Genomic DNA, 16074 nt, shown 5'->3' with positions numbered 1-16074 from the left:
CCGGCACAAGCCGGCCTAAAATTTCAGATTCTTAGGTACCAAGCTGCAAAGTGTAAGTTATAGTTGTGTCTCCTGGTGCGACAGGGCTGGCAGTGAACGAGTCACCAATAGCTACAGTCGTGGGATCGTATCCAGAATAGGTGCATGCTGCTCCAGTAGGTGCTGCAGGCGGAGTATCATTGCTATGAAGAGCCGCCAGGACTGAATTAGCAAACGCTTTTGACTCAATATCACAGGCGTTATTAGCTGATCTTGCTGTATAGTTCTGATATTGCGGAATCGCTATCGCCGCCAAGATGCCGATGATCGCCACGACGATCAGCAGTTCGATCAAGGTGAAACCGCCCTGGCCCTGCTTGGCGGCTGCTCGTTTCTTCATCAATTCTTTCATACTCATCGCAGTCGTCCCCTGCTCTGTGGTGCCCGGTGGCTTCGTTTGCCCTGGGCGGTTGCACCTGCGGCTCGATCACCGCCATGTCGTGGCTCGGCCCGTGGGCCTTGCCTGTCCCCTTGCTGGGCCTTCTCAAGCTTTTTTCGGTTCTTCCTGTCGTAACTGCCTGAGTTGGCTCCCTTCTAGCGGCTATCTAGCGTGAGCCTTGCCGCTAACATTAGATGACTCAGCCTTCGCCTCGCAAGCGCTACCTACGTAGGTAGGTCGTTGACTTCAGCATAAGCCATGATGTTGTTAATACCAGTTGGCGTGGCGTTTGTCAGCCCGCTGTGAGGAATGATATCAACGGTCTAGAATGCGGGTAACCTTTCGCTCACGCTTACCGCCCTTGCGGGCCCATGCTCGAGGCGCCATGAACGACTATCGAACGGCACCGGCCGGTGCCCAGGAGACAGCCAGCCACAGCGCCAACCCACCGCGAGCGGCCGACACCGAGGGGCTGCGCGGTTTCGCTCGTCGGCTGGTGGAGTACGGGCTGCTTTCCCGCGCGGCCGCCGAGCGGGCGGAACATGAGGCCCGGGAGGCCGAGACGAGCCTGCTCCAGCATGTGATCGATGCCGGCCTGGTCACGGCGCGCCAGGGCACGCTGTGTGCGGCATGGGAGTACGGCCTGCCACTGGTGGATCTCGACGCGCTGCGCCTGTCGAGCCTGCCGCCGGCCAACGAATACCCCGAGAAGCTGCTGCGCAAGCTGTGTGTGGTGCCGCTCAGTCGCCGCAGCCACCGCTTGACCGTTGCGGTGCCCTACCCCTCCACACTGGCCCTGCTCGACGAGCTGCAATTCGCTACCGGCCTGAGCATCGAGGCCGTGCTCTGCCCGGTGGATCAGTTGATGCCGGTGCTCGAGGCCTACTTGGCGCAGCATGAGTCGAGCATGATGGACGAGCTGGCGGGCGTGGATGATGCCATAAGCGAACTGGAATTCGACGATGGCGTCGACATCAGCGAGGAACGCGCCAGCGATGCTGCCCAGAGCGGGGCCGATGACGCGCCGATCGTCAAGTTCGTCAACAAGATCCTGCTCGATGCCATTCGCCGCGGGGCGTCGGATATCCACTTCGAACCCTACGAGACCAGCTATCGGGTGCGCATGCGCGTGGACGGCATGCTAATGGAGTCGGCGCGGCCACCCTTCGCCATGCGCTCGCGCATCGCCGCGCGCCTGAAGGTGATGGCGCGGCTGGACATCTCCGAACGCCGCCTGCCGCAGGATGGTGCCATCAAGCTGAAGGTATCCAAGACCCGCTCGATCGATTTCCGCGTGAACTCACTGCCGACCGTGTACGGCGAGAAGATCGTGCTGCGTATTCTCGATCCTACCTCGGCGCAGATCGGCATCGATGCACTGGGTTTCACGCCGGACCAGCGCACGCTATACGAAGGCGTGCTGGATCATCCTCAGGGCATGATCCTGGTGACCGGCCCCACCGGTAGCGGCAAGACGGTGACGCTCTATACCGGCCTGAACATTCTCAACGAGGTACAGCGCAACATCTGTACCGCCGAGGATCCGGTGGAGATCAAGGTGCCCGGGGTCAATCAGGTCAACGTGCTGCCCAAGATCGGCCTGGACTTCGCCAGCGCGCTGCGCGCTTTCCTGCGCCAGGATCCGGACGTGGTGATGGTGGGCGAGATACGCGACTTGGAGACTGCCGAGATCGCAGTGAAGGCTTCTCAGACCGGTCATTTGGTGCTCTCCACGGTACACACCAACTCCGCCGCGGAGACACTGACCCGCCTGGCCAACATGGGCGTGCCGGCGTTCAACATTGCCAGCTCGGTGAGCCTGATCATCGCCCAACGCCTGGCACGGCGGCTGTGCAAGCACTGTCGCCAGGAGGCGGAGCTACCCCGCGAGGTGCTGCTACAGGAGGGCTTCACCGAACAGGAGGTGGACAGCGCCACGGTATATGAAGCCGTCGGCTGCAAGCACTGCACGCATGGCTACAAGGGGCGGGTGGGCATCTACGAAGTGGTGCCGATCAGCAATGCCATGAGCCAACTGATCATGCGCAACGGCAACTCGATGGACTTCGACAGCCTGGCCCGCCAGGAAGGCCACCCGGACCTGCGTCGCAGCGGGCTGTTGAAGGTAATGCAGGGGATCACTAGCCTGACCGAGATCAATCGCGTAACGAAGGATTAACAAAACACTGCAATTTATTGCCGTGTCGGGCCAGGAATATCACTTAAGTCAGGCACACTTGGGTCGATAATTACAGGAAAGAAAAACCACATCGAAACTGCTGCAGGGAACCTATGGCAACCAGAACGGCGAAAGCGCCCCGGAAGCTCAAACTTTACCGTTGGCGCTGGACGGGCAAGGGCCCTGGCGGGCGCCTGGTCAGCGGCGAGGTGGTGGCCGCCGAGAAGTTCGAGGTGGAGCGCGAGCTGGCCAACCAGAGCATCATCGTCAAGAACGTGCGTCGCAAGGGCGGGCTGACCGGCGGCATGGGCACCATCAAGCCCCGTGACACCATGCTCTTCGCCCGCCAGATGGCCACCATGATTCGCGCCGGGGTACCGGTACTGCAGGCCTTTCAGGTGGTCGCCGAGAGTATTCGCAAGCCGGCCATGAGCGCAGTGGTACAGCAGATGATGAACGAGGTGGCCGCCGGCTCGAGCTTCTCCCAGGCGCTGCGTAACCATCCGGAACATTTCGACAGCCTGTTCTGCAATCTGGTGGAAGCCGGCGAGAGTTCCGGCTCGCTTGACCGCATGCTCGACCGTATCGCTACTTACAAGGAGAAGGTGGAGTCGCTGAAGGGTCGGGTGAAGAAGGCACTGTGGTATCCGATCGCAGTGATCCTGGTGGGGATCGGCGTCACGGCGCTGCTGTTGATCAAGGTCGTGCCCCAGTTCGAGAGCCTGTTCCATGGCTTCGGCGCCGAGCTGCCGGCCATGACTCGCATGACCATCGCCCTTTCCGAATTCGCCCAGCAGTACTGGCTGTGGGGGCTTGGCGGCCTGATCGCCTTCGTCTACCTGATGCGCCAGGGCATCAAGCGCTCGCCGGCCTTCGCCTACCGTGTGCATGCGTTCCTGCTCAAGGTGCCGGTGCTGGGCGACATCTTCGACAAGTCCGCCGTGGCGCGCTATTCGCGCACGCTGGCCACCACCTACGGCGCCGGCGTGCCCATGGTGGAAGCACTGGACATCGCCGCCGGGGCTACCGGGAACCTGGTCTACGAGCGCGCCACGCGGCAGATCCGTGAGGACGTTTCCACCGGCCAGCAGCTTCACTTCGCGATGCGCCTGACCGAGCGCTTCCCTGCGCTGGCGGTGCAGATGGTCGGTATCGGCGAGGAGTCCGGCGCGTTGGACGCCATGCTCAACCGGGTGGCCGACTACTACGAAGAGGAGGTCGACAACAAGGTCGACGCCCTCACCTCGCTGCTCGAGCCGCTGATCATCGTGGTGCTGGGGATCCTGGTCGGCGGCCTGGTGGTCTCCATGTATCTGCCGATCTTCGAGCTGGGCACGGTGCTGTGAGTGTGTTATGGCCGCTGGCGGCCGTGCTGGGTCTTTGCCTGGGTAGCTTCCTCAACGTGGTGATCGTGCGCCTGCCGGTCATGCTGATGCTGGGCTGGCGGGCCGAGGCCCGCGAGGCGCTGGAGCTGCCCGAGGAGGAAGCCCCTCGCTTCAATCTGCTGGTGCCGCGCTCGCTCTGCCCCCAGTGCGAAACGCCCATTGCCTGGCACGACAACCTGCCGCTGATCGGCTGGTTCAAGCGCCGTGGTCGCTGCGCTTCCTGCCATGCCCGGATCAGCCCCCAATATCCGCTGGTGGAGCTGGCCGGTGCCGGCCTGGCGTTGGCCGTGTTGGCGCTCTACGGAGCCACCTGGCAGGGTCTGTTCGTGTTCGGCGCCTGCCTGGCGCTGCTGGCCCTGGCCGTGATCGACCTGCGCACCCAGCTGCTGCCGGATATGATGACGCTGCCGCTGCTGTGGGCCGGGCTGCTCTACCAGTTGCTGTTCCAGCCCCTGATGCTTACCAGTGCCGTTATCGGTGCGATAGCGGGCTACCTTGCCCTGTGGAGCGTCTACTGGCTGTTCAAGCTGGTGACCGGCAAGGAGGGCATGGGTTACGGCGACTTCAAGCTGCTGGCGGCCCTGGGCGCCTGGCTCGGCTGGCAGTACCTGCCCATGGTGCTGATCCTTTCCGCGGGCGTGGGGGCGATCGTCGGCATCCTGGTACAGCTCGCCCTGCCCCGCCTGCGCGGCGCGCCGATGCCGTTCGGCCCCTACCTGGCCGCTGCGGGCTGGATCGCGTTGCTGGTAGGTGAACCGCTGATGGCTGCCTATATCGGCTTCATTTGATAAGCGTGGGAGAGTGACTTTGATCGTTGGCGTAACCGGCGGTATCGCTTCCGGCAAGAGCACCGTGGCGCGGGCCTTCGCGGCGCTGGGTGTGCCTTGGGTGGACGCCGACGACGTGGCTCGCGAGGTGGTCGAGCCCGGCGAGCCGGCGCTGGCCGAGATTGCCGCGCGCCATGGTTCGCAGGTCATCCAGGAGGATGGCGGCCTGAACCGCCGCGCGCTGCGAGAGATCGTGTTTGCCGAACCCAGCGAACGGCTGTGGCTCGAATCGGTGACCCATCCTCGTATCCGCCAGCGGATCCTCGCCCATCTGGAACGGCTCCAGAGCGAAGGCGCGCCCTACGTGCTGCTGGTCTCACCGCTGCTGTTCGAATCGGGCCAGAGCGAGATGGTCGATCGCTGCCTGGTGATCGACGTGCCGGAGAGCCTGCAGCTCGCCCGCACCGCCGCCCGTGACGACGTCGACGAAAAGCAGGCCCGCGCCATCCTGGCCGCGCAGATGCCGCGCAGTGAACGCCTGGCCCGCGCCGATGACGTGATCGACAACAGCGGCAGCGAGGAAGATCTTGCAGCCCAGGTTGCCGTACTCGATCGACGCTATCGAGAGATGGCCGGGAGCCGCTAGAATGTTTGCAAAGCCACCAACCGTTTGGGTTTCATGAGCCAACACGACCAACGCCCCCTGACCGTCGCCTGTCCGCAATGCCAGAAGAAGGTGGTATGGAGCGAGAAGAACCCTTACCGCCCCTTCTGCAGCGAGCGCTGCAAGCTGATCGACTTGGGCGCCTGGGCCGACGAATCGCACCGCATCGCCGGTGAGCCGGCACTCGACGAGACCAACATCGACGAGTGGCTGTCCCGCGCCGACCGAGGCGACGATCGGTGAGCCTGGCCCCGGCGCCGACCTATCGGCTGCTCGCCGAGCTGGAGGTCGCCTTCGACAGGCTGATCGAGTGTACCGAGGCGCTGCTCGAGGTCTACGCCGCGTCTCCCGCCGAGGCCTGGGCCTTCCAGGCCGAGGCCAGTACCGATTGGCTGCGCCGCGCGCTGCTCGACTTCTGGTACACCGATGGCCAGGACGGCCGCGCGACCCGCAGCCATGTCGGCCTGGTGGCCGCCGACGAGCCTCTGCTGACCAAGGTGGCAGAGGTGAACGCGGCGAAGGCCGAGTTCGCCGCCCAGCTCGCCCACATACGCGACAACCATCCGCCGCTGCTGGCCGAGGCCAAGGCGGTGCTGCCGTTCCGCCACCCGCACCTGCACGACCACCTGCGCGGCAGCGGCCTGGCCAGGCTGCACCTCAAGCAGTGTTGGCGTGCCATCCCGGTGGCCGAGGCGCCGGTGGCCCGAGTACGCCTGGCGTGGTACTCGAGCGGCCGCTCGATCAAGCGTCTCACGGTACCCGAGGTGGAGCAGAAGCTGCTGGCGCTGGACAGCGACGCCCCGCACGTGCGGATCCAGCTGCGCAAGTTGGCCGCCCTGCCCTCGAGCGAGCCGCTGGCCCAGGTGCAGAGCCAGGCGCCGTTGATGCGCGCCAACCTGTTCTATTGCGAGCCGTTGGAAGATGGCCGCAGCCGCCGCGCCATGAACGTGGCCCTGCCGCTGTTCCTGCCGGCGCCGCGCGGCCACCTGCCCGACCACAACCTGCCTCCAGCCGCCCCGCCGCAGAGCCGTACACGGGCACGTCGCAGCGACGAGAAGCTGGAGGAACATCCCTACCTGCCGTCGCTGCGGATTTACCGCTATCGCTGAGTCGCGGTGAATGAGAAAGGCGAGAAAACCTAGCCTGCCTGTTGGGCCTGGTACTCCAGCTCGCCGGCGACGTCGGAGGGGAGTTTCAGCGCCTTGGCCAGCTGGTCGAGCCAGGCGCGCTCCATGGGATTCTGTTCGTCGATCACCGCGACGCTGATCAGGTACATCTCGCGCGCCGCCTGGGGCGAATCGGCCTGGCGTGCCAGCGCGTCGGCATCCAGCGGGGCGCTGAGCTGCTGCTCGACCCAGCGATGCAGTTCATCGTCGGCGCCCAGGGCGTCGATCTGCCCGGCGATCAGTTCGCGCTCCTGCGCGTCGATATGTCCATCGGCACGGGCGGCCATGATCATGGCCTGGAGGAGCTCCAGGCTGCGGCGCTCCTGCAGTTCGCCCTCAAGCACCTCGACCCGCTCGCCCTCGGCACCACTTGCCGCTGCCTGACCGCCTGCGGCCTTGGCGCCCTGAGAGTTCTGCCAGGCTTTCCAGGCCAGCACACCGACCGCCGCTACCGCCCCATACTTGAGCGCCTTGCCGCCGAGCTTGCGCCCGCGCTTCGACCCGACCAGCAACCCCATGGCGCCGCCGCCCAGCAGGCTCTTCACGTCCAGGCCGATACCGCCACTCGATTTCTGGCCCGCGGCACTGCCGCCTCCCAACTGGCGAGTCAGGCCGTCGAGCAAGCCTTTGATGTCCACACCGCCGTGCTTTTGACCTCCATGCTGCTGACCTCCGGCCTGCTGCATGAGCTGCTGCAAGATCTTGCTGGCATTCATCGACGTTGCTCCATGAAAGAGGAATCGGTATCAGACAGGGCCTGAGGAAGCATACCACTCCAGCGACTGCTCCATGCGGTCGTAGCCCCAGAAGGGTTCATCGCCAGCCATGAAGAAGGGGGCGCCGAAGATGCCCAGCGCCTGCGCGCGGGCCGTGGCGTCACGCAGCGCCTGCTTGGCCTCGGGGCGCTGCCCCTCCTCGAGCAGCGCCGCGGCATCGAGCTTGAGTTCGGCCAGGCAGTTGGCAATGACGCCGGGGTCGGCAATGTCCTCGTCGTGCTCGAAGTTGGCACGGTAGACGCTGCGCACGAACGCCGGCACCCACGGCTCGTCGGCGTGCCAGTTGGCGATGCGCGCCGCCAGCAGACCGCTGCGCGGAAACTGCGAGGGGCGGCGAAAGCGGATACCGTCGCGGTCGCACACGCGCTCGATGTCTCGCCACATGTAGCGCCCCTTGGCCGGGAAAAGCTTGAAAGGCGTGTCGTTCCAGCCCTGGGCCTGGAAGATCGGCCTCAGCAGGAACGGCTGCCAATGCACCTCGATGCCCCGCTCGGCGGCCTTGTGCTCGATCTGCATGGCAGCAGGATAGGAGTAGGTACTGGCGAATTCGAACCAGAAGGTAAAAGACATGGCGGCTCCTCGTGTCTGGCTAAAGAGTCGTTCGCTTTAGCTACCGGTGCAAGCCCGCCGTCTCCTTGATCGGCATCATGCACTCCTTCCACGACTCCTCCATACTGAGCTGTATTAGCGCTGAGGAGAATGCTTGGTGAAAGCCCTGGACGTGACGCAGGTCTACCGCGCCTGCCCCGAGGAAGCCTTCGATTTCGACGTGACCAGCGAGCTCGAGTCGCTGGACATGCTGAGCGGCCATGCCCGCGCCCGTGATGCACTGGACTTCGGCACCTCCATGCGCAGCGACGGCTTCAACCTCTACGTGCTGGGCCACCCCGGCCACGGCAAGCATCAGCTGGTGGGCCGCTTTCTCGCCGAGCGCTCGCGGGGCGAGCCCACCCCGCCGGATATCGCTTATCGCTACAACTTCGATGATCACACCCAGCCGCTGCACCTGCTGCTGCCCACCGGCATGGGCCGGGTGTTGCGGGCCGATCTCGAGCAGCTGACCGAGGAGCTACGCTCGGCCATACCCGCCGTGTTCGAAGGCGACGAATACCAGAATCGCCTGCAGGAGCTGAAGCAGGCCATGGGAGAACGCCAGCGTGACGCCATCGAGGCGGTACGCCGCGAGGCACGCGAGCATGACATCCTGTTGCTATCCACGCCCAACGGCTTCACCTTCGCTCCGGCGAGCGATGACGACAGGATGATGCCGCCGGAGGAGTACGAGAAGCTAGACCAGGACGACCGCGAACGGATCGAAGGCACGGTGCAGGTATTGCAGAAGAAACTCGCCAAGGCCATTCGCCACATGCCGCGCCTGGCGAAGCAGCTGCGCGAGCAGATCAGCACGTTGAACGGCGAGATGCTGCAAGCCGTCATCGACGCACCGCTGGCCGAGCTGGAGGAGCGCTACGCCGATCATGGCGGCGTGCTGGATCACCTCAGGGCGCTGCGCGAGGCCATGCTGCTGCATGTCGACTCGTTCATCGCCGACGAGCCCGAGATGCCACCGGAGGCGATCTTCAACCGCTTCCAGATCAACCTGCTGGTCGACCATACCGGTTGCGAAGGTGCTCCAGTGGTCTACCTCGACCTGCCGACCCATCAGCACCTGGTCGGGCGCATCGAGCACCACGTTCACAACGGCACCTTGCTGACCGACTACTCGCTGATTCGTGCCGGCGGACTGCACCGTGCCAATGGCGGCTACCTGGTGGTGGATGTGCGCGCCATGCTGATGCACGCCGGCGCCTGGGAGACTCTCAAGCGAGTGCTTCGCGCCGGCGAGATCCGCACCGAGTCGCTGGAGCAGGCCTATGGCCTGATCAGCACCACCACGCTGGAGCCCGAACCGATACCGCTCGATCTCAAGGTGGTACTGCTCGGCGAGCGGCTGTTCTACTACCTGTTGTGCGAGCACGATCCCGACTTCCTCGAGCTGTTCAAGGTGCAGGCAGACCTGGAAGACGAACTCGACCGCAATCACGGCAACCAGCCGCTCTACGCCCGCATGGTGGCTACCCTGGCGCGGGAGTCGGCGCTGCGCCCGCTGGACCGCAGCGGCGTGGCGGCAGTGATCGAGCGCGCCAGCCGCCTGGCTGACGATCAGGGCAAGCTGACCGCCCGCCACCGGGCCCTGAGCGATCTGCTGGAGGAGGCCGACCACTGGGCCGAGCGCGCTGACGCCAAGGTGATCTCGCGAACCCACGTCGAAAAGGCAGTCGCGCAGCAGCTGTGGCGCGCCAGCCGCATTCACGAGCGCAGCCACGAAGCGATTGCCCGCGGCACCGTGGCGATCCAGCTCGAGGGCGTGGTGGTCGGCCAGGTCAATGGCCTCTCGGTGATGAGCCTGGGTGATTATGCCTTCGGCCAGCCGACACGGATCACGGCCACCGCCCGGCCAGGGCCTGGTCACGTGGTCGATATCGAGCGCGAAGCACGCCTGGGCGGGCGCATCCACTCCAAGGCGGTGATGATCCTGTCGCGCTGCCTGGCCAGCCGCTATGCCCCGGATACGCCGCTCTCGCTCTCCGCCAGCCTGGCGTTCGAGCAGTCCTACGGCGGCATCGAGGGCGACAGCGCCTCGGTGGCCGAAGCCTGCGTGCTGATCTCGGCCATCGCTGGAGCCGGCATCGACCAGCGCCTGGCGGTGACCGGCTCCATCGATCAGCACGGCCGCGTTCAGGCCGTGGGCGGGGTCAACGAGAAGATCGAGGGCTTCTTCGACATCTGCCAGGCACGCGGCGGCTTGCAGGGTCACGGGGTGCTGCTGCCCGCCACCAACGTGGAACACCTGATGCTCAAGCGTGAGGTGCGCGATGCCATTGCCGCCGGCGATTTCCGCGTCTATGCCATCGAGCAGCTGGACCAGGCGCTGGAGTTGCTGACCGGATTGACGCCCGGCGAGCGGGATGAAGAAGGCCGCTACCCGGCCGGGAGCCTGAACGGCCGGGTCGTCGAGCGCCTGGAAGCCTTCCAACAAGCCGTGAAGAAGAGCAAGGGCAAGGAGAGCGGCAAAGAGAACGACCCGCAGGACGGCCAGGCAAGCGATGACGGCGGGGCCGACGAGGAGCGCAACGATGACCAGTGACGACGCGCCGCAGGGCGGCGCTGCACCACCAGCGAGCCTGAACGTGGTACGAGTGCTCGCGCTGCTCGACGCCTCCCGCCACAGCCTGGCGGCCCTCGCCGCGGCGGTGGAGCTGGCCAGCCAGCGTCACGCCGAGCTGGTAGCGCTCTACGTCGAGGATCTGGACCTGCTCCACTGCGCCGCCTTTCCCTTCTCTTGCGAGATCGGCGCCCAGTCGGGGCTGACGCGCCCGCTCACGCCTGCCGCGTTGGAAGCCAGCATCGCCCACCAGCTACAGCGTGTGCAGCAGGCCCTTGCCGCCGCTGTGGCCGGGCGCGACCTGCGCCATCGGCTCGAGATCAGCCGAGGACGGGTTGCCGCCGAGGCGCTGACCAAGTCGGGGCCGGATGACGTGCTGGTACTCGGCAAGAGCGGCACCACGGAGCGCTGGGGAAAGCGGCTCGGCTCCACCAGTCGCCGCCTGATTCTCGAAGCCCCGTGCAGTGTGCTGCTGTGGGACGAGTCGCACCCCTACAGACGCGGCCCGCTGCACTGGCTGGCAGCAGGCGATTCGAGCCCAGCGCAGGCCGTAGGCGCGCCATCGTTACCGCCTTGGCTGGCATCGCTATTCGACGGTGCCTCGCCCCTGCCACTGCAACATGCCGGAGAGCTGGAACGAACGCTCGACCGCGCCAACGCCGGTGGGTTGCTACTGCACCGAGGTGAGCTGGAAGGCCTGCTAGCGGAGGATGAGCAGCTGATTGCGCGGGTGCCACTGCCGATCCTGATCATTCCGTAGGCAGCCTGCCTGATGCCACTCAGGCGTCAAGCTGCCCTTCCTGGCGGGATGCCGCCAAGGGCGGAGGTGGGGCCGGGCCATCCGGTGTTTCCAGAGGCGGCTGTTTCAGCCGCGGCATGGCAGCGACGCGCCGATCGATATAATGGAGGAGAACCAGCTGAGCCACCAGCACCGCAAGGCACCACATCAGCCCTATCAACACGACGGCATTCCTCAATGAGACCGACGCGGCCTCGTTGAACCGAGTGTAATCCTTGCCATGAGGCACCAACAGAGAGAGCGGCGATCAAATTTTGCTATAGCCTGGCTTCGACGCGCTCGAGTATCTGCCGGCTTACCTTGTTTACCAGCGGTTTGGCGGCCTTGGTAACGGCCTTTTCGACCAGCCGGTTGCGTATGGCATAAGTCAGCGTGAAGAAGACCTCGGTGCCCGCCTCGACCGGGCTGAGCCGGTAACAGCCCTGATTATGTACGCCATCCACCGACTCCCAGGCCAGCACTTCGGGCGGTCGGTTCTCGGTAATGGCAACATCGAAAGTCCAATCCATGCCCACGGCGTGTACGTGCCAGCGGTAGCGTTCGCCGCCAAGCGGCTCGATCGCCTTGATCAAGTCGGAATAGTCGGCAAAGTCCTCGACCCGCTCCAAGAGGGCAAAGACCCGCTCCGGTGGGGCCTTGAGAATTGCGCTATGTTCGATAGTGGCCATGCGGTTCCCTATGCTGCAGTACGACGCTAAAATGCTCCACCTTCTGCAGGGTACCCATCCTGCCCGACACCGGCTATCGCAAATATGAAATATTCGTTGCGTCAGCCCAGTTTTTTCCAAGAGGTTCAGCAATGCCCACACCCAAGGTCGGCTTCGTCTCCCTGGGCTGCCCCAAGGCGCTGGTGGATTCCGAGCGTATCCTGACCCAACTGCGCACGGACGGCTACGAGATAGTACCCAGCTATGATGATGCCGACGTGGTGGTGGTCAACACCTGCGGTTTTATCGACAGCGCCAAGGCGGAGTCTCTCGACGCCATCGGCGAGGCCATCGCCGAGAACGGCAAGGTGATCGTCACCGGCTGCATGGGCGTGGATGAGAGCGCGATTCGCGACGTGCACCCCAGCGTGCTGGCGGTGACCGGCCCACAGCAATACGAGCGCGTGGTCGGCGCCGTGCACGAGGCGGCACCGCACCTTCATCAACACGACCCGCACATCGACCTGGTGCCAGCCCAGGGCGTGAAGCTCACCCCGCGCCACTATGCCTACCTGAAGATCTCCGAAGGCTGCAACCACAGCTGCAGCTTCTGCATCATTCCCTCGATGCGCGGCAAGCTGGTCAGCCGCCCGGTGGGCGACGTACTGCGCGAGGCCGAGGGCCTGGCCAAGGCCGGCGTAAAGGAGCTGCTGGTAATCTCGCAGGACACCAGCGCCTACGGCGTCGATCTGCGCTATGCCCCTGGCGAGTGGCGCGGTCGCGAGGTCAAGACGCGCCTCACCGAGCTGTGCGAGGCGCTCTCGGAGCTGGGCATCCGCGTGCGGCTGCACTACGTCTACCCCTACCCCCACGTGGACGAGCTGATCCCGCTGATGGCCGAGGGCAAGATCCTGCCCTACCTGGACATTCCGTTCCAGCACGCCAGCCCCAAGGTGCTCAAGGCGATGAAGCGCCCCGCCTTCGAGGACAAGACGCTGGTCCGCATCAAGCGCTGGCGCGAGCAGTGCCCCGAGCTGACCATTCGCTCCACCTTCATCGTCGGCTTTCCCGGCGAGACCGAGGAGGACTTCCAGTACCTGCTCGATTGGCTGAGCGAGGCCCAGCTCGACCGCGTGGGCTGCTTCCAGTACTCCCCGGTAGAGGGCGCACCGGCCAACGAACTAGGCCTGGAGCCGGTGCCGGACGACGTGAAGCAGGAGCGCTGGGAGCGTTTCATGGCGCATCAGCAGCAGATCTCCGCCGCCCGCCTGGAGGGCAAGATCGGCCGCGAGATTGAGGTGCTGGTGGATGAGGTCGACGAGGAAGGCCCTATCGGTCGCAGCGAAGCCGACGCCCCCGAGATCGACGGCATGGTCTTTCTTGAGTCCAAGCGCACCCTGCGCCCCGGCGACGTGGTACGCGCCCGGGTGACCAACGCCGACGAGTATGACCTGTGGGCCGAGGTGATCGAGGAGGCTCAGCCGGTGAAATTCCTCAATTTCTATAGTGCCTAGTAAGCGTCAAGAGGTAGGCCCATGGCAGGGCCTACCTCTCAGGAAGTTACTCGTAAAGCCTTCATCGCTTCAAGCTGCATGCGGCTTAATCCCCGCATATTCGTGTCCCCGCTTCGCCTCTTCAAGGTCGTAGGCGTTCTGCAGGCGCAACCAGTAGCCCTCACTGGTGCCGAAGAAGCGCGATAGGCGAAGGTCGGTATCAGCCGTGACAGACCGCGCGCCTCGGGTGATTTCTCCAATCCTTGTCGCCGGCACCCTAATGGCGGTAGCCAGGGCATTCTTGGTTAGTCCCATCGGCTCGATGAAATCCTCCAGCAGGATTTCCCCCGGATGGACATTGGGTAGACGTTCGGTCATGGCCCACCTCCTCAGTGGTAATCGACGATTTCGACATCGTAGGCATTGCCGGCTTCGAAGCTAAAGCAGATGCGCCACTGGTCATTGATACGAATACTGTATTGACCTTCCCGGTCACCGCGTAACACTTCAAGCCGGTTGCCCGGCGGTATACGAAGATCATCAAGTATGCCAGCAGCATCAAGCTGACGGAGCTTCTTCAACGCGTTACGCTGCATGTCCTGTGGCAGCTTGCGGGCCACTTTGCCATCAGCGATGGTGGCAGTAGCCTTGTCCTTGAAGCTCTTGATCATGAGATGCCCTCTCTTGAGCAGGAATATAACGCATCGCGTCATATAACGCAAACCGTCATACAAAGACATCTTCGCCCCTGCGGAGCTACTAACCCAGACGCAAAAACGCCACCCTAGGGTGGCGTTTTCACTGGCTACGAGAGCCGGGTTCGGACTCCGCGAACGGAGCCCGAGGGTCGATCAGTCCTGACCCATCTGCTGCTTGATCAGGTCGCCGATGGTGGTCGGGCCACCGGTCTCGACTTCCTGCTCGCGCAGCTTCTTCAGGTTCTGACGAGTGTCGTCCTGGTCCTTGGCCTTGATCGACAGGTTGATCGCGCGGTTCTTGCGATCGACGCTGACGATGCGGGCTTCGACGGTGTCGCCTTCGCTCAGCACGTTGCGCGCGTCTTCGACGCGGTCGGCGCTGATCTCGGATGCCTTGAGCACGGCGACGACGTCAGTGGCCAGCTCGACGTGAGCTTCCTTGGCGTCGACTTCGACCACACGGCCGGAGACGATGGAACCCTTGTCGTTGACGGCCAGGTACTCGGCCACCGGATCGGAGTCGAGCTGCTTGATGCCAAGCGAAATGCGCTCGCGCTCCGGATCGATGGAGAGAATGACGGCTTCGGCTTCGTCGCCCTTCTTGAAGCGGCGCACGGCTTCTTCGCCAGTCTCGGACCAGGAGAGGTCGGAGAGGTGAACCAGGCCGTCGATGCCGCCTTCCAGACCGATGAAGATACCGAAGTCGGTGATCGACTTGATGGTACCGGACACGCGGTCGCCCTTGTTGTACTGGGCGCTGAAGGTTTCCCACGGGTTCGGCGTGCACTGCTTGATACCCAGGGAGATACGACGACGCTCCTCGTCGATGTCGAGGATCATGACATCCACTTCGTCGCCGATGTTGACGACCTTGGAGGGGTGGATGTTCTTGTTGGTCCAATCCATCTCTGAGACGTGAACCAGGCCTTCGACACCCTCTTCCAGCTCGGCGAAGCAGCCGTAGTCGGTGAGGTTGGTGACGCGAGCCGGCACCACGGTACCCTCGGGGTAGCGGTCCTTGATGTTGACCCACGGATCTTCGCCCAGCTGCTTCAGGCCCAGCGATACGCGGTTGCGCTCGCGGTCGAACTTGAGCACCTTGACGTTGATCTCGTCGCCCACGGCCACGATCTCGCTCGGATGCTTGATGCGCTTCCAGGCCATGTCGGTGATGTGCAGCAGGCCATCGACGCCGCCCAGGTCGACGAAAGCGCCGTAGTCGGTCAGGTTCTTGACGATACCGATGATCTGCTGGCCTTCCTGCAGCGTGGCGAGCAGGGCTTCACGCTCGGCGCTGTTCTCGGCTTCGAGCACGGCACGGCGGGAAACGACCACGTTGTTGCGCTTGGGGTCGAGCTTGATGACCTTGAAGTCGAGTTCCTTGTGCTCGAGGTGCGTGGTGTCGCGCACCGGACGCACGTCGACCAGGGAACCCGGGAGGAATGCACGGATGGAGTCGATGTCGACGGTGAAGCCGCCCTTGACCTTGCCGTTGATCACGCCCTTGACGATTTCTTCCTTCTCGAAGGCCGCTTCCAGCACCTTCCAGGCTTCGGCGCGCTTGGCCTTCTCGCGAGACAGACGGGTCTCGCCGAAACCGTCTTCGACGGCTTCCAGGGCGACACTGACTTCGTCGCCGACGGCGATGGTGAGCTCGCCGTTATCGTCGCGGAACTGCGCCGCGGGAATCTGTCCTTCAGACTTCAGGCCGGCATTGACGGTGACCCAGTCACCTTCGATGTCGACGACGGTAGCCGTGACGATGGCGCCCGGCTCCATGTTGATGTCCTGCAGTGACTGTTCAAACAGTTCAGCAAAGCTTTCGCTCATGATTTTCCTACGTGATCAACGGTGTTGAGGCGTTGCCGCCTTCTCCGCACCACCAGCGAGTGCGGGCCTTATTTACCAAACCCCCG

Annotated in this window: 16 protein-coding genes; 9 read left to right on the top strand and 7 right to left on the bottom strand. The window is 64.1% G+C overall.

Annotation, left to right across the window (positions count from 1 at the left end; genetic code table 11):
- Positions 1-31 precede the first annotated feature (31 nt).
- Positions 32-397 (bottom strand): type IV pilin protein, encoded by a 366-nt coding sequence (locus tag HNO53_RS21690; RefSeq protein ID WP_476695656.1) that lies wholly within the window; start codon positions 395-397, stop codon positions 32-34.
- A 406-nt stretch (positions 398-803) separates the two neighbouring features.
- On the opposite strand from HNO53_RS21690, the gene pilB reads away from it, so the two are divergent.
- From pilB to HNO53_RS09170, 6 genes are all read left to right on the top strand, one after another.
- Positions 804-2597: a type IV-A pilus assembly ATPase PilB gene (gene pilB / locus HNO53_RS09195; RefSeq protein WP_242597592.1), complete on the top strand. Its 1794-nt coding sequence runs from the start codon at positions 804-806 to the stop codon at positions 2595-2597.
- 113 nt (positions 2598-2710) lie between these two features.
- A complete protein-coding gene (locus HNO53_RS09190) occupies positions 2711-3943 on the top strand; it encodes a type II secretion system F family protein (protein ID WP_209478026.1) in 1233 nt (410 codons plus the stop codon).
- Positions 3940-4770, top strand: a complete 831-nt coding sequence (locus tag HNO53_RS09185) for a prepilin peptidase (protein ID WP_242597591.1) — start codon at positions 3940-3942, stop codon at positions 4768-4770. Before HNO53_RS09190 ends, HNO53_RS09185 begins: the two co-directional genes overlap by 4 nt.
- A 19-nt stretch (positions 4771-4789) precedes the next feature.
- Positions 4790-5395 (top strand): dephospho-CoA kinase, encoded by a 606-nt coding sequence (gene coaE / locus HNO53_RS09180; protein ID WP_209478024.1) that lies wholly within the window; start codon positions 4790-4792, stop codon positions 5393-5395.
- Between the two features lie 33 nt (positions 5396-5428).
- Entirely contained in the window at positions 5429-5656 is a 228-nt protein-coding gene (gene yacG / locus HNO53_RS09175) for a DNA gyrase inhibitor YacG (RefSeq protein ID WP_209478022.1), read from the top strand.
- A 2-nt stretch (positions 5657-5658) separates the two neighbouring features.
- The gene (locus HNO53_RS09170) at positions 5659-6522 is read left to right on the top strand and encodes a DNA replication terminus site-binding protein (protein ID WP_209478587.1); all 864 of its coding nucleotides are present in this window, start codon (positions 5659-5661) and stop codon (positions 6520-6522) included.
- Between the two features lie 29 nt (positions 6523-6551).
- On the opposite strand, the gene HNO53_RS09165 is transcribed toward HNO53_RS09170, so the two are convergent.
- Together HNO53_RS09165 and HNO53_RS09160 are read right to left on the bottom strand one after the other, a co-directional pair.
- A complete protein-coding gene (locus HNO53_RS09165) occupies positions 6552-7295 on the bottom strand; it encodes a tellurite resistance TerB family protein (protein ID WP_209478020.1) in 744 nt (247 codons plus the stop codon).
- A gap of 30 nt (positions 7296-7325) precedes the next feature.
- Complete coding sequence (locus tag HNO53_RS09160) at positions 7326-7925, bottom strand: 2-hydroxychromene-2-carboxylate isomerase (protein WP_209478018.1); 600 nt, start codon at positions 7923-7925, stop codon at positions 7326-7328.
- Between the two features lie 136 nt (positions 7926-8061).
- Here HNO53_RS09160 and HNO53_RS09155 point away from each other — a divergent pair, with 136 nt between their 5' ends.
- The gene (locus tag HNO53_RS09155) at positions 8062-10503 is read left to right on the top strand and encodes a Lon protease family protein (protein ID WP_242597590.1); all 2442 of its coding nucleotides are present in this window, start codon (positions 8062-8064) and stop codon (positions 10501-10503) included.
- Positions 10493-11281, top strand: coding sequence for a universal stress protein (locus HNO53_RS09150; protein ID WP_209478014.1), 789 nt, complete (start codon positions 10493-10495; stop codon positions 11279-11281). Before HNO53_RS09155 ends, HNO53_RS09150 begins: the two co-directional genes overlap by 11 nt.
- Positions 11282-11577: 296 nt before the next feature.
- Here HNO53_RS09150 and HNO53_RS09145 read toward each other — a convergent pair whose 3' ends face one another.
- On the bottom strand, positions 11578-11988 hold the full coding sequence (locus HNO53_RS09145) for an SRPBCC family protein (RefSeq protein ID WP_209478012.1): 411 nt from the start codon (positions 11986-11988) through the stop codon (positions 11578-11580).
- Between the two features lie 131 nt (positions 11989-12119).
- Between HNO53_RS09145 and rimO the strand changes: the two genes are divergently transcribed.
- On the top strand, positions 12120-13481 hold the full coding sequence (gene rimO / locus HNO53_RS09140; protein ID WP_209478010.1) for a 30S ribosomal protein S12 methylthiotransferase RimO: 1362 nt from the start codon (positions 12120-12122) through the stop codon (positions 13479-13481).
- 69 nt (positions 13482-13550) lie between these two features.
- Here the strand turns inward: rimO and HNO53_RS09135 are convergent, their stop codons facing one another.
- The 3 genes from HNO53_RS09135 to rpsA form a co-directional block, all read right to left on the bottom strand.
- Positions 13551-13838 (bottom strand): HigA family addiction module antitoxin, encoded by a 288-nt coding sequence (locus HNO53_RS09135; RefSeq protein WP_209478008.1) that lies wholly within the window; start codon positions 13836-13838, stop codon positions 13551-13553.
- A gap of 11 nt (positions 13839-13849) precedes the next feature.
- Complete coding sequence (locus HNO53_RS09130) at positions 13850-14131, bottom strand: type II toxin-antitoxin system RelE/ParE family toxin (protein ID WP_209478006.1); 282 nt, start codon at positions 14129-14131, stop codon at positions 13850-13852.
- A 180-nt stretch (positions 14132-14311) separates the two neighbouring features.
- A complete protein-coding gene (gene rpsA / locus HNO53_RS09125; protein WP_209478004.1) occupies positions 14312-15988 on the bottom strand; it encodes a 30S ribosomal protein S1 in 1677 nt (558 codons plus the stop codon).
- Between the last annotated feature and the right edge of the window lie 86 nt (positions 15989-16074).

This window comes from Billgrantia antri, assembly GCF_017868935.1.
GTDB lineage: Bacteria > Pseudomonadota > Gammaproteobacteria > Pseudomonadales > Halomonadaceae > Halomonas > Halomonas antri.
The sequence above is the reverse complement of the archived record's forward strand: the minus strand, read 5'-3'. Positions and strand labels throughout refer to the sequence as shown.

Bases quoted from the DNA above. Each gene is read 5' to 3' on its own strand.
- HNO53_RS09130 (WP_209478006.1), bottom strand. From the start codon at position 14,131: ATGATCAAGAGCTTCAAGGACAAGGCTACTGCCACCATCGCTGATGGC.
- HNO53_RS21690 (WP_476695656.1), bottom strand. From the start codon at position 397: ATGAGTATGAAAGAATTGATGAAGAAACGAGCAGCCGCCAAGCAGGGC.
- HNO53_RS09135 (WP_209478008.1), bottom strand. From the start codon at position 13,838: ATGACCGAACGTCTACCCAATGTCCATCCGGGGGAAATCCTGCTGGAG.
- yacG (WP_209478022.1), top strand. From the start codon at position 5,429: ATGAGCCAACACGACCAACGCCCCCTGACCGTCGCCTGTCCGCAATGC.
- HNO53_RS09150 (WP_209478014.1), top strand. From the start codon at position 10,493: ATGACCAGTGACGACGCGCCGCAGGGCGGCGCTGCACCACCAGCGAGC.
- HNO53_RS09145 (WP_209478012.1), bottom strand. From the start codon at position 11,988: ATGGCCACTATCGAACATAGCGCAATTCTCAAGGCCCCACCGGAGCGG.
- HNO53_RS09190 (WP_209478026.1), top strand. From the start codon at position 2,711: ATGGCAACCAGAACGGCGAAAGCGCCCCGGAAGCTCAAACTTTACCGT.
- HNO53_RS09165 (WP_209478020.1), bottom strand. From the start codon at position 7,295: ATGAATGCCAGCAAGATCTTGCAGCAGCTCATGCAGCAGGCCGGAGGT.
- rpsA (WP_209478004.1), bottom strand. From the start codon at position 15,988: ATGAGCGAAAGCTTTGCTGAACTGTTTGAACAGTCACTGCAGGACATC.
- pilB (WP_242597592.1), top strand. From the start codon at position 804: ATGAACGACTATCGAACGGCACCGGCCGGTGCCCAGGAGACAGCCAGC.
- HNO53_RS09160 (WP_209478018.1), bottom strand. From the start codon at position 7,925: ATGTCTTTTACCTTCTGGTTCGAATTCGCCAGTACCTACTCCTATCCT.
- rimO (WP_209478010.1), top strand. From the start codon at position 12,120: ATGCCCACACCCAAGGTCGGCTTCGTCTCCCTGGGCTGCCCCAAGGCG.